Below are 13,138 nucleotides of genomic sequence, written 5' to 3' on the forward strand. Positions count from 1 at the left end.
CATGACCTTGCGCCAACGCCTGGAAAACCTCCCGGTCGGGCAGAAGCTGCTGGCGGCCCTGCTGGTATTGCTGGTGACCATCCTGCTGGTGGCCAACCTCACCTTCATCAGCGCAGCCTACTGGATCACCCAGGAAAGCATGGCACCACAGGCCCTGCAAACCATCGGCAGGCTAGTGGCCAACCCGCAGCTGGCGGCCCGCGCTGGCGACACGCCAGAGACCGCCAGTGCCCTGCTCAAGGAGCTGGACAGCTACACGCCGCTGCGCGCTGCCGCCGTCTATGGCGGCGATGGCCGCATGCTGGCGCAGTTGCAGCATGGCGAGCCGCTGGCCATGCCCAAGCGCTTTCGCAACATCGACGGCTGGCGCCTGATGGAGTTTCGCAGCACCCAGCTGATCCGCATCCCGCGCGACGCCAACCCACCTGCACACCTGCTGCTGGTGGCCAGCAGCGAACTGCCCACGGCGTTCTACACCGGCACCCTCAGTGCCAGCCTGGGGATCCTGGTGTTCAGTATCCTGCTGTGGATCGTCATCGCCCGGCAGATCAAGCGCCTGATCACCCAACCCATCAACCAGCTGGAAGAGCTCAGCCGCCAGGTGACCCGTGAGGAGAGCTACGCCCTGCGTGCCCGGCGCGGCAACGACGATGAAATCGGCAGCCTGGCCGAGGCTTTCAACACCATGCTCTCGCGCATCGAAGCCCGCGAGCAGCAGCTCAAGCGCGCTCGGGACGAGTTTCAGGATGCGTATGACCAGGCCCAGGGCCTGGCCGAGGAAACCCGCCACACCAACCGCAAACTGGAGCTGGAAGTACAGGTGCGCAGCAAGATCGAGAAGAAGCTCACCGGCTTTCAGAATTACCTCAACAGCATCATCGACTCAATGCCATCGGCGCTGATCGCCCTTGACGAACAGCTCTATGTCACGCAGTGGAACCATGAAGCCACGGTGCTTTCCGGCACGCCGCTGGATGAAGCGCTGAACCAGCCGGTGTTCATCGCCTTCGAACCGCTCAAGCCGTTCCTGCCACAGCTGAAGGAAACCGTGGAAAAGCACCGGGTGGCGAAAATCGAGCGGGTTACCTGGGCCAAGGGCGATGACCTGCGCCACTACGCCCTCACCTTCTACCCGCTGACCGGCGGCGGCGGGCGCGGCGTGGTCATTCGTATCGACGACATTACCCAGCGCCTGTCACTGGAAGAAATGATGGTGCAGTCGGAGAAAATGCTCTCGGTCGGTGGCCTGGCCGCCGGCATGGCCCACGAAATCAACAATCCGCTGGGCGCCATTCTGCACAATGTGCAGAACATCCGCCGGCGCCTGTCGAACGAGCTGCCGCGCAACCAGGAACAAGCCGAAGAGCTGGGCATCGACCTGGCCACGGTCAACCGCTACCTGGACAGCCGCGAGGTACCGCAACTGCTCGACGGTATCCAGCAAGCCGGAGCCCGGGCGGCGAAAATCGTCACCCACATGCTCAGCTTCAGCCGCCGCAGCAACCGTCAGCTGGTGCCCTGCGAGCTGCCGGCACTGATTGACCAGGCAGTGGAAATTGCCGGCAACGACTTCGACCTGGCCATCGGTTTCGACTTCAAGGGCCAGGCCATCGTGCGCCAGTTCGACCCCGAGCTCGGGCCGGTGCCGTGCACGGCCAACGAGCTGGAACAAGTGCTGCTCAATTTGCTGAAGAACGCCGCCCAGGCCATTCACCTGCGCCCACAACCGAGCGAGCCGGGGCGTATCACCCTGCGTACCCGGCTGAACCCGCCATGGGCGGAAATCCAGGTCGAGGACAACGGTGTGGGCATGCCCGAAGCGGTGCGCAAGCGCACCTTCGAGCCGTTCTTCACCACCAAGGAAATCGGCCAGGGCACCGGTCTGGGCCTGTCGGTCTCGTACTTCATCATCACCAACAACCACAAAGGGCAGATGGAAGTGCATTCCACTCCCGGCCAGGGCACCTGCTTTACCCTGCGCCTGCCCCTCGGCTCGCCTGCAGCAGCGGTGCCGACAAAAATGGAGAAGTGACATGGGCTACCGCCTGTCGAAGATCTACACCCGCACCGGTGACAAGGGCGAAACCGGCTTGGGCGACGGCCGCCGGGTGGCCAAGGACCACCCGCGGATCGAAGCGATTGGCGAAGTGGACAGCCTGAACAGCCAGCTGGGCGTGCTGCTGGCAGGCCTGGCCGAGCATGGGCTGGATGAGGTGAGCTGCGTGCTTGCACCCTGTCAGCACCGCTTGTTCGATTTGGGTGGGGAACTGGCCATGCCCAGCTACCAGGCGTTGAACCAGGCGGAGGTAGAGCGACTGGAGGCCGCTATCGATGTGTGGAACGAAGAGCTGGGGCCGTTGAAGAACTTCATCCTGCCCAGTGGTTCGATGCTGGTGGCCCAGGCGCATGTGTGCCGCAGCCTGGCACGCAGTGCCGAACGGCGGTGTCAGCAGTTGAATGCCGTAGAACCGCTGGAGGGGGTTGGGCTGGCCTATATCAACCGGCTGTCTGATCTGCTGTTTGTGGCAGCGCGGATCATTGGGCGCCGACAGGGGGTGGCTGAGGTTTTGTGGCAGCCTGCCGAGAAAGCGCAGGGCTGATGATTCTGGGGCCGCTTTGCGGCCCCAATCACTCATGACTCAGGCCAGAACGCCCGAATTCCGGCTACACCTTGCGCCCCAGCCTCCCAGGCCTGCTCGCGCTCACCCGGCCCTACCCCACCCAGCAGATAGACCGGCTTGCTGAACCCCGCAATCAAACGCTGCGCCGCATCCCACCCCAGAGGCACCGCCTCGGGATGCGTCTGGGTTGCCTGCACCGGCGACAAGGTGACAAAGTCCACACCCATCTGCTCTGCCAGCGCCAGCTCCTCGGCACTGTGGCAGGACGCAGCCAGCCAACGCTCCTCGGGGAACGGCCGGCCCTTGGCGGCATACCTGCGCAGTTGCGCCGCCGTCAGGTGCCAACCGGCCGCCGGGAAATCCCCCAGCCACTCCAGCGGCCCCTTGAGCATCAGCTGCGCCTTGCCCGCACACAGCCCGACCGCATCCACCGCCACGTCGCGGTACTTGGGGTCATACATGTCCGGGGCACGCAACTGGATCAGGCGAATACCGTTGGCCACCGCCTTCTGAATGCCCTTGAGCATCTGCGGTACTTCCAGGCCATCCGGGGTGATCAGGTACTGGTCCGGCAAGCGCGCGGCAGCCACGATCGGCTTGTTGGCCTCAGGGAATTCGTATTGCGGCAAGTCGCGCGGGGCAACCCACGCCAGCGGCTGGCCTTCGGCGCCATGCGGCTCGCCAGTGAACGCCTCGACTTCGCGCACATCCAGCAGCACCTGTTTGTCCGGGTAGTCATGGCTGACCTTGATCAGCGCACGCGAACGGCTTACCTCGATACCCAACTCTTCACGCAACTCGCGCGCCAGCGCCGCTTCGACGCTTTCGCCCTCCTCCAGCTTGCCGCCGGGGAACTCCCACAGGCCGCCCTGGTGCTGGGTATCGGCACGCCGCGCAATCAAGATGCGGCCATCCGCGCCACGAATGACGGCCGCTACTACATGAATCCGTTTCACACTTCACACTCCCCCAGGCCAGCTTGCAACCAGGAGGCGTGCAGCTCGTCGCCGATGATCAGGTAATAGCTCATGGTTCGGCTCCATTGGTTTGAGTAAGTCAGGGCTGCTTTGCAGCCCTTCGCGACGCAAGGCCGCTCCCACAGGATGCCCAGTCTGAATCAGGTACGGTACTCGGCGTTGATCTTCACGTACTCGTGGGACAGGTCGGTAGTCCAGATGGTTTCGCTGCACTGGCCACGGCCCAGTTCGATACGGATGGTAATTTCTTCCTGAGCCATCACTGCCGAACCCTGCGCCTCGGTGTAGCTAGGGCTACGGCCGCCCTGGCTGGCGATGCACACGTTGTCGAGGTACACGTCGATCAGGCTTACATCCAGCTCTGGCACACCGGCACGGCCAACGGCAGCGAGGATACGGCCCCAGTTCGGGTCGGAGGCGAACAGCGCGGTCTTGATCAGCGGCGAGTGGGCGACGGCGTAACCGACGTCCAGGCATTCCTGGTGGTTGCCACCACCATTGACCTGCACGGTGACGAACTTGGTCGCGCCTTCGCCGTCACGGACGATGGCCTGGGCCACTTCCATGCACACTTCGAACACGGCCTTTTTCAGCGCTTCGAACAGTGCGCCGCTGGCTTCGGTCACTTCCGGCAGATTGGCCTTGCCGGTGGCGATCAGCATGCAGCAGTCGTTGGTCGAGGTATCACCATCGATAGTGATACGGTTGAACGACTTGTTGGCACCGTCCAGCATCAGGTCCTTGAGCACCGCGGGGGCAACCTTGGCGTCGGTGGCGATGTAGCCGAGCATGGTGGCCATGTTCGGGCGGATCATGCCAGCACCCTTGCTGATGCCGGTGACGGTAACGGTCACGCCATCATGCTGGAACTGGCGGCTGGCGCCCTTGGGCAAGGTGTCGGTGGTCATGATGCCGGTGGCGGCTTCAGCCCAGTGGTTTTCCGACAGGTTGTCGAGGGCGGCCTGCAGCGCGCCTTCGATCTTCTCGACCGGCAGCGGCTCGCCAATTACACCCGTGGAAAACGGCAAGATCGACTCGGCAGGCACGCCAGCCAGTTCGGCCAGCTTGGCGCAGGTGCGCTCGGCAGCAGCCAGGCCTGGCGCGCCGGTACCGGCGTTGGCATTGCCGGTGTTGGTCAGCAGGTAACGCACGGTGCCCTGTACGCGCTGCTTGGACAGGATCACCGGCGCGGCGCAGAAAGCGTTGAGGGTGAACACACCCGCCACGCTGGAGCCTTCGGCACAGCGCATGACCACCACATCCTTGCGCCCTGGGCGCTTGATGCCGGCAGAAGCGATGCCGAGTTCAAAACCCGGAACCGGGTGCAGGGTGGGCAAAGGACCAAGACCAACAGCCATTTAGAGCGCTCCTAGAAATTACGGTGAAATGATGAAGGAAGAGCGGGGCCGCTTCGCGTCCCATTCGCGGCACAAGGCCGCTCCCACAAGAGCATCGCAACCTCCAGAGCAGGCGCGATTCATGTGGGAGCGGCCTTGTGCCGCGAATGGGCCGCACAGCGGCCCCCGATTTGTCACGTTACAGCGAGTGAATCAGATCACTCGATCTGACCATGGCAATGCTTGAACTTCTTGCCCGAACCACACCAGCACGGCTCGTTGCGGCCCAGCTTCAGGTCGTTGCGCACCGGCGCCGAGGCAACTGCCACTTCGGCACCCTCCTCGCTCAGCTGCTCGCTTTCCAGGCCAGGGGCAGCGGCGTGCTGGAACTGCATGCGGCTGGCCAGTTCCTCGGCTTCGCGACGCAGGCGGGCTTCTTCTTCGGCCGGGTCTTCGCGACGAACCTGGACGTGCGACAGCACGCGGATGGTGTCGCGCTTGATCGACTCCAGCAGCTCCTGGAACAGGCTGAACGACTCGCGCTTGTACTCCTGCTTCGGGTTTTTCTGCGCATAGCCGCGCAGGTGAATACCGTGACGCAGGTGGTCCATGGTCGACAGGTGGTCTTTCCACAGGTCGTCCAGCACGCGCAGCAGGATCTGCTTCTCGAAGGTACGCAGGGCGTCGATGCCGGCCTGGTCTTCCTTCTCGGTGTAGGCGGTGGTGATCTCGCTCAGCAGCTTCTCGCGCAGGGTCTCTTCGTAGAGGTGATCGTCCTCGTCGAGCCACTGCTGGATCGGCAGTTTCATGGCGAAATCGCTGGCCAGCGAAGCTTCCAGGCCGGCCACGTCCCACTGCTCGGGCAGCGATTGCGGCGGAATGTGCTGGCTGATGGTAGCGTCCAGGACTTCCTGACGGAATTCGACGATGGTGTCGCCGATGTTCTCGGCGGCCAGCAGGCTGTTGCGCATGTGGTAGATCACCTTGCGCTGCTCGTTGGCCACGTCATCGTATTCAAGCAACTGCTTGCGGATGTCGAAGTTGCGGCCTTCGACCTTGCGCTGGGCTTTCTCGATGGCATTGGTGACCATGCGGTGCTCGATGGCCTCGCCCGACTGCATGCCCAGGGCCTTCATGAAGTTCTTCACCCGGTCAGAGGCGAAGATGCGCATCAGGCTGTCTTCGAGCGACAGGTAGAAGCGGCTGGAACCCGGGTCGCCCTGACGGCCGGAGCGGCCACGCAGCTGGTTGTCGATACGGCGCGATTCGTGGCGCTCGGAAGCGATCACGTGCAGACCACCGGCTTCGATCACCTGCTGGTGACGCTTCTGCCAGTCGGCCTTGATCTGGGCGATCTGCTCGGCAGTCGGGCTTTCCAGCGTGGCCACTTCGGCTTCCCAGTTACCGCCCAACAGGATGTCGGTACCACGGCCTGCCATGTTGGTAGCGATGGTCAGCGCACCCGGGGCGCCGGCTTGCGCGATGATCTCGGCTTCCTTCTCGTGGTACTTGGCGTTCAGTACCTTGTGGTCGATGCCTTCCTTCTTCAGCAGGTTCGACATGTGCTCGGAAGTTTCGATCGTGGCAGTACCCACCAGGATCGGCCGGCCCTGTTTCATGCTTTCCTTGATGTCGGCGATGATCGCGGCGTATTTCTCGTCGGCGGTCAGGTACACCAGGTCGTTGAAGTCTTTACGCGCCAAAGGCTTGTTCGGCGGAATGACCATCACGTTGAGGGCGTAGATCGACTGGAACTCGAACGCCTCGGTGTCGGCGGTACCGGTCATGCCGGACAGCTTGGTGTACAGGCGGAAGTAGTTCTGGAAGGTGGTCGAAGCCAGGGTCTGGCTCTCGGCCTGGATATTCAGGTTTTCCTTCGCCTCGATAGCCTGGTGCAGGCCTTCGGACAAGCGACGGCCCGGCATGGTGCGGCCGGTATGCTCGTCGATCAGCAGGACCTGGCCGTCCTGGACGATGTATTCGATGTTGCGGTGGAACAGCTTGTGCGCACGCAGGCCGGCGTAGACGTGGGTCAGCAGGCCCAGGTTGTGCGCCGAGTACAGGCTCTCGCCTTCCGCCAGCAAGCCGGCCTGGGTCAGCATCTCTTCGATGAACTGGTGACCGGCTTCGTTCAGCTCGACCTGGCGGCTCTTCTCGTCGATGGTGAAGTGGCCTTCCTGGGTGACCTGGCCTTCGACCTCTTCGATGTGCTGGGTCAGGCGCGGGATCAGGCGGTTGATCTCGATGTACAGCTTGGAGCTGTCCTCGGCCTGGCCGGAAATGATCAGCGGGGTACGCGCTTCGTCGATGAGGATGGAGTCGACTTCGTCGATCACGGCGAAATTCAGCTCGCGCTGGAATTTCTCGTCCTGGCTGAACGCCATGTTGTCGCGCAGGTAGTCGAAACCGAATTCGTTGTTGGTGCCGTAGGTGATGTCGGACGCATAGGCGGCGCGCTTTTCTTCAGGCGGCTGGAAGGCCGAGACGATGCCGACCGACAGGCCGAGGAACTCGTAGAGCGGGCGCATCCAGTTGGCGTCACGACGGGCCAGGTAGTCGTTGACGGTGACCACGTGCACGCCCTTGCCGGACAGTGCGTTGAGGTACACCGCCAGGGTACCGACCAAGGTCTTGCCTTCACCGGTACGCATTTCTGCGATCATGCCCTCGTGCAGGGTCATGCCGCCGATCAGCTGCACGTCGAAGTGGCGCATGCCCATCACACGCTTGCCGGCTTCACGGGCCACGGCGAAGGCTTCGGGCAGCAATTGGTCCAGTGTCTCGCCTTTGGCCAGACGCTCCTTGAACTCTGCGGTCTTGCCCCGCAGTTGCTCGTCGGAGAGGGCCACCATCTTCTCTTCGAAGGCATTGACGATACTCACCGTCTTGAGCATGCGTTTGACTTCACGCTCGTTCTTGCTTCCAAAAAGTTTTTTTAACAAAGGCGCAAACATATCGGCAGGATCTTCCACACGTAGGGATGGAGGGCGGCCCCATGAGTCGCCCGTGCAGCCCTTAGGCCGCATGCGAACGAGCATTCTACCCGGAAACGATGGTGAGGAAAGTGGTGGATTTCCACGATGCTATTACAGCGTTTTGGCGGGGGCTTGTCTTAGATAGGGGCATTTTCCCTGAGTTCAAGCCTTGGCAACATGAAAGCTATCGAGAACTAGTCTTATCTCTCGCGCCCCTGCCACCCCCTCGCGGACATGCCCACGAAGAGGCCGGTGCAGACTACAGAGGTGGTAAACTGCTGATCTTGTCACCTCATGCACGGTCCCATGGCCTATAAACCCTCCCCCGCGCAGCCCCCTTCGGCCCTGCTGCGCCAGGTGCGCCCGCTGCGCCTGCTGCTGAACCAGGCCGAACGCCTGGAGTACTTGCAGCGCCTGCTGGAAAGCCAGTTGCAGCCGGCCGCCCGCGAGCACTGCCACGTGGCGTCCTGGCGCGATGGCACGCTGCTGCTGGTGGTCACCGACGGCCACTGGGCAACCCGCTTGCGCTATCAGCAGAAACGTCTGCTGGCGGCGTTGCAGGCCATGGAGGCCTTCGGCAACCTCAGGCGTATTCTGTACAAGGTGCAGCCGCCGCTGGTGCCGGCCAAACGCGGCGGGCATGCCGCCGAGCTGTCCAATAGCGCCGCCGAGAGCTTGCGTGATACCGCCGAGGGCATCACCGACCCCAAGCTGCGTGCAGCACTGGAACGGCTGGCCGCCCACGCCCAACACAAGCCATAAAAAAGGCCACCCGAAGGTGGCCTCAATGAACTAGAGAGTGTTCGAACTTACACGGCCGCGACAGGGCGCATGTACGAGATCGGTGCCGTACTGGCATCTTCGAAAGTGACCACTTCCCAGGCATCGGTTTCAGCAATGAGCTTGCGCAACAGCTGGTTGTTCAGCGCGTGGCCGGACTTGTAGCCCTTGAACTCGCCGATCAGGCTGTTGCCCAGCAGATACAGGTCGCCAATGGCGTCGAGGATCTTGTGCTTGACGAATTCGTCATCGGAACGAAGGCCGTCTTCGTTGAGCACACCAGTCTCGTCGACCACGATGGCGTTCTCGACACTGCCACCCAGCGCAAGGTTGTGCTTGCGCAGGTACTCGATGTCACGCATGAAGCCGAAGGTGCGGGCGCGGCTGACTTCCTTCACGAACGAGGTGCTGGAGAAGTCGACAACCGCACTCTGGGTCTGGCCCTTGAGGACCGGGTGATCGAAGTCGATCTCGAAGCTCACCTTGAAACCGTCGAAAGGCAGGAAAGTGGCGCGCTTGTCGCCCTCTTCCACAGTTACCTCACGCAGGATGCGGATGAACTTCTTGGCTGCGTCCTGTTCTTCCAGGCCGGCAGACTGAATCAGGAATACGAAGGGACCGGCGCTGCCATCCATGATCGGCACTTCCGAGGCGGAGAGCTCGACGTAGGCGTTATCGATGCCCAGGCCCGCCATGGCGGAGAGCAGGTGCTCGACCGTATCGACCTTGACGTCACCGTTGACCAGCGTCGTCGACATGGTTGTCTCGCCGACGTTGGCCGCACGCGCAGGAATCTCGACCACAGGGTCGAGGTCGGCGCGGCGGAAGACGATGCCGGTGTCAACAGGTGCAGGCTTGAGGGTCAGGTATACCTTCTCCCCGGAGTGCAGACCGACACCTGTGGCACGGATGGTATTCTTCAGGGTGCGTTGTTTAATCATGGCATTGGCCGCTTCAGCGCAAATTGCGAACAGGTATCAACAAAGGCTGGGGATGATAACAGACCCAACCTTTGATGAATACCAATCACCTTTATACCCCTGATAAATTCCATTAATCAGCCTGACGACGCAGGAATGCCGGGATATCGAGGTAGTCCAGGTCATCCTGAGGGTTCAGTTTAGCGGCTGCGGCAGCACCTGCATGGGCCTGGTTACGCATCACGGTCGGGCGCTCCAGGTCACGGTAGTTGACCGCTGGCTGCTCTTGACGAGCCGGCGCCGGGTTGGAGGCTTCATACGCCTGCTGAGCAGTCTGCAGGGTGTTGTCGACCACCTTCACAGGCTTCTCGATGCGCGCGCCCAGGCCGGTGGCCACCACGGTCACGTGCAGTTCGTCACGCATGTCCGGGTCGATCACGGTGCCGACCTTGACCATGGCGTGGTCGGAGGCGAAGGCTTCGATGATGCTACCCACGTCGGAGTACTCACCCAGCGACAGGTCCGGGCCTGCGGTGATGTTCACCAGGATGCCGCGGGCGCCCTGCAGGTTGACGTCTTCCAGCAGCGGGTTGCGGATCGCTGCCTCGGTGGCTTCACGGGCGCGGTTCGGGCCGCTGGCACAGCCAGTACCCATCATCGCCATGCCCATTTCGCCCATCACGGTGCGTACGTCGGCAAAGTCGACGTTGATCATGCCCGGACGCTTGATGATGTCGGAAATACCGCGCACCGCACCGGCCAGTACATCGTCGGCCTTGGCGAACGCGGACAGCAGGCTGGCGTCCTTGCCCAGGATGGTCAGCAGCTTCTCGTTGGGGATGGTGATCAACGAGTCGACGCTTTCAGCCAGCATGCGGATGCCTTCATCGGCGATCTGCATGCGCTTGCGGCCCTCGAACGGGAACGGACGGGTCACCACGGCAACGGTGAGAATGCCCATTTCCTTGGCCACTTCGGCAATGATCGGTGCGGCACCGGTACCAGTACCACCGCCCATGCCAGTGGTGATGAACACCATGTTGGTGCCCTGCAGCACTTCAGCGATGCGCTCACGGTCTTCCAGTGCAGCCTGACGGCCGACTTCCGGATTGGCACCGGCACCCAGGCCCTTGGTCACGCCAGTGCCCAATTGCAGGATGGTGCGCGCGCCAATGTTTTTCAGCGCCTGGGCATCGGTGTTGGCGCAGATGAATTCCACGCCTTCGATGCTGCTCTTGACCATGTGGTTGACGGCGTTGCCGCCACCACCACCAACGCCGATCACCTTGATGACCGGGCTTTGCGGGACGTTGTCTACGAGCTCGAACATTTTCCCTCTCCTTACAGTTCTCTAGTTGTTGCGCCTACCACTACTGCTTTGAAACTTAGAAGTTGCCCTGGACCCACCGCTTGAAGCGCTCAAGCACTGGGGCCTTCGGTTCATCGCCATAGCTGTTGCTGCTGCTGTTGCCGGTCAGGGGCAGGTCTTCGGACTGCTTCTGCAGGCCGTAGGTGAGCAAGCCCACGCCGGTGGAATAGATCGGGTTGCGCACCACGTCGCTCAGCCCCCGAACGCTGTGCGGCACGCCCAGGCGTACCGGCATGTGGAAGATTTCCTCGGCCAGTTCCACGGCGCCTTCCATCTTCGCGGTGCCGCCGGTGAGGACGATGCCGGCCGGCACCAGGTCCTCGTAGCCGCTGCGGCGCAGTTCGGCCTGGATCAGGGTGAAGAGCTCGTCGTAACGTGGCTCTACCACCTCGGCCAGGGCCTGGCGCGACAGCTCGCGCGGTGGGCGATCGCCCACGCTTGGCACCTTGATGGTCTCACCGGCGCCGGCCAGTTTGGCCAGGGCGCAGGCGTAGCGGATCTTGATTTCTTCGGCGTACTGGGTCGGCGTACGCAGGGCCATGGCGATGTCGTTGGTCACTTGGTCGCCGGCAATCGGGATTACCGCGGTGTGACGGATAGCGCCCTCGGTGAAGATGGCGATGTCGGTGGTGCCGCCACCGATGTCCACCAGGCACACGCCCAGCTCCTTCTCATCGTCGGTCAGCACCGAGTAGGCCGAGGCCAGCTGCTCAAGGATGATGTCGTCGATTTCCAGGCCGCAGCGGCGTACGCACTTCTCAATGTTCTGCGCCGCGTTTACCGCGCAGGTGACCACGTGCACCTTGGCCTCAAGGCGTACACCCGACATGCCCAGCGGCTCGCGCACGCCTTCCTGGTTGTCGATCACGTAGTCCTGCGGCAGGGTGTGCAGCACGCGCTGGTCGGCCGGGATCGCCACGGCCTGGGCCGCGTCGAGTACACGCTCCAGGTCAGCCAGGCTGACCTCGCGGTCACGGATGGCGACGATACCGTGGGAGTTCAGGCTGCGGATGTGGTTACCGGCCACACCGACGAATGCCGAGTGGATGCGGCAGCCGGCCATCAGTTGCGCTTCTTCGACGGCGCGCTGGATCGACTGCACGGTGGACTCGATGTTCACCACCACGCCTTTTTTCAGGCCGCGGGACGGATGAGTACCGATCCCGACGATTTCCAGGGTGCCGTCCTCGCCCACTTCGCCGACCAGCGCCACCACCTTGGAGGTGCCAATGTCCAGCCCGACGATCATTTTGCCGCTATGCGCGTTTGCCATGGTCCTGCCTCTCTCTAATTCTTCGCAACGGCGGGTTGGGCCGTCGTCGGTGCAATCGGTTCCCGCCAGCCAACGGCAAGTCCGTTGGAGTAACGCAGATCAATGCGGGCGATAGTGCTGATCTGGTCTTTGAGCGTTTTGTCGTAAATGGCAATGAAACGGCGCATCTTCTCCACCAGATGGTCGCGCCCCAGCAGCAGCTCGATGCCTGGCCCGGCGCTGCTCGCACCGGTAGTCAGGAACCAGCTGCCTCGCTCGCGCAGCTCCAGGCGAGCGATGGAAAAGCCCAGGGGGCGCAGCATCTGGCTCAATACCTGATACTGCTGCATGACTTGTTGCTGGGCACGCTGTGGCCCGGCCAGTTGTGGCAGGTGTTCGTAGTTGGCCAGCTCGCGCGGGGTGAAGGCCTGGCCCTGGTTGTTGAGCAAGGCCTCGTCCCCCCAGCGTGCTACCGGCAGTTGCTCTTCAAGGCGGATCACCACCTCGTCGGGCCATACGCGGCGCACTTCGGCGTGAGCGATCCACGGCATCTGCTCAAGCTCCGCGCGCATCGCTGGCAGGTCGACACTGAAGAAGCTCGCCGCCACGTAGGGCGCGATCCGCTGCTGCACCGACTGCTGGCTGATGTAGCTGAGGTCGCCCTGCACGTCGATTTTGGTAATCGGCCGGTCGGCGTACGGCATCAGGCGAATGGCACCCTCGTAGGCGCCAAAGCCTGCCGCTACCAGCAGCACCGGCCACAGCAGGCGCTTGAGGCCGCCCAGGCTTGGCCGCGGCAGGCGCGCCGATACGGGCTCGTCGGCCACCAGCCGGCTGGCACCACGCGGCACCGGCTTGCTACGGCCGGTAACGGGTTGCTGCTGACGTATCATCGCGCCTTGCATGA

The 13,138-nt window shown here is 62.8% G+C and carries 10 protein-coding genes; 3 read left to right on the forward strand and 7 right to left on the reverse strand.

Features of this window, described 5'->3' with window-relative positions; all coding sequences use genetic code 11:
* Position 1 precedes the first annotated feature (1 nt).
* On the forward strand, positions 2 to 2,032 hold the full coding sequence (locus tag E8E68_RS15125; RefSeq protein WP_266031865.1) for an ATP-binding protein: 2,031 nt from the start codon (positions 2 to 4) through the stop codon (positions 2,030 to 2,032).
* A gap of 1 nt (position 2,033) precedes the next feature.
* On the forward strand, positions 2,034 to 2,600 hold the full coding sequence (locus E8E68_RS15130) for a cob(I)yrinic acid a,c-diamide adenosyltransferase (RefSeq protein WP_110742617.1): 567 nt from the start codon (positions 2,034 to 2,036) through the stop codon (positions 2,598 to 2,600).
* A 32-nt stretch (positions 2,601 to 2,632) separates the two neighbouring features.
* Here the strand turns inward: E8E68_RS15130 and E8E68_RS15135 are convergent, their stop codons facing one another.
* From E8E68_RS15135 to secA, 3 genes are all read right to left on the reverse strand, one after another.
* Positions 2,633 to 3,577 carry a Nudix family hydrolase gene (locus E8E68_RS15135; protein WP_280342580.1) on the reverse strand — a complete coding sequence of 315 codons (945 nt, stop codon included), beginning with the start codon at positions 3,575 to 3,577 and terminating at the stop codon, positions 2,633 to 2,635.
* Positions 3,578 to 3,738: 161 nt separating this feature from the next.
* The gene (gene argJ, locus E8E68_RS15140) at positions 3,739 to 4,956 is read right to left on the reverse strand and encodes a bifunctional glutamate N-acetyltransferase/amino-acid acetyltransferase ArgJ (RefSeq protein WP_110742615.1); all 1,218 of its coding nucleotides are present in this window, start codon (positions 4,954 to 4,956) and stop codon (positions 3,739 to 3,741) included.
* 197 nt (positions 4,957 to 5,153) lie between these two features.
* Entirely contained in the window at positions 5,154 to 7,889 is a 2,736-nt protein-coding gene (gene secA / locus E8E68_RS15145) for a preprotein translocase subunit SecA (RefSeq protein WP_266031867.1), read from the reverse strand.
* Between the two features lie 327 nt (positions 7,890 to 8,216).
* Here secA and E8E68_RS15150 point away from each other — a divergent pair, with 327 nt between their 5' ends.
* On the forward strand, positions 8,217 to 8,672 hold the full coding sequence (locus E8E68_RS15150; protein WP_110742612.1) for a DciA family protein: 456 nt from the start codon (positions 8,217 to 8,219) through the stop codon (positions 8,670 to 8,672).
* A gap of 47 nt (positions 8,673 to 8,719) precedes the next feature.
* Here E8E68_RS15150 and lpxC read toward each other — a convergent pair whose 3' ends face one another.
* From lpxC to E8E68_RS15170, 4 genes are all read right to left on the reverse strand, one after another.
* Positions 8,720 to 9,631, reverse strand: coding sequence for a UDP-3-O-acyl-N-acetylglucosamine deacetylase (gene lpxC, locus E8E68_RS15155; RefSeq protein ID WP_003260771.1), 912 nt, complete (start codon positions 9,629 to 9,631; stop codon positions 8,720 to 8,722).
* Positions 9,632 to 9,743: 112 nt separating this feature from the next.
* Positions 9,744 to 10,940 carry a cell division protein FtsZ gene (gene ftsZ, locus E8E68_RS15160; RefSeq protein ID WP_012274054.1) on the reverse strand — a complete coding sequence of 399 codons (1,197 nt, stop codon included), beginning with the start codon at positions 10,938 to 10,940 and terminating at the stop codon, positions 9,744 to 9,746.
* A 55-nt stretch (positions 10,941 to 10,995) separates the two neighbouring features.
* A complete protein-coding gene (ftsA, locus tag E8E68_RS15165) occupies positions 10,996 to 12,252 on the reverse strand; it encodes a cell division protein FtsA (protein ID WP_110742611.1) in 1,257 nt (418 codons plus the stop codon).
* A gap of 14 nt (positions 12,253 to 12,266) precedes the next feature.
* Positions 12,267 to 13,136: a cell division protein FtsQ/DivIB gene (locus tag E8E68_RS15170; protein WP_025340544.1), complete on the reverse strand. Its 870-nt coding sequence runs from the start codon at positions 13,134 to 13,136 to the stop codon at positions 12,267 to 12,269.
* Between the last annotated feature and the right edge of the window lie 2 nt (positions 13,137 to 13,138).

The organism is Pseudomonas sp. BN607 (genome assembly GCF_029871175.1).
GTDB lineage: Bacteria > Pseudomonadota > Gammaproteobacteria > Pseudomonadales > Pseudomonadaceae > Aquipseudomonas.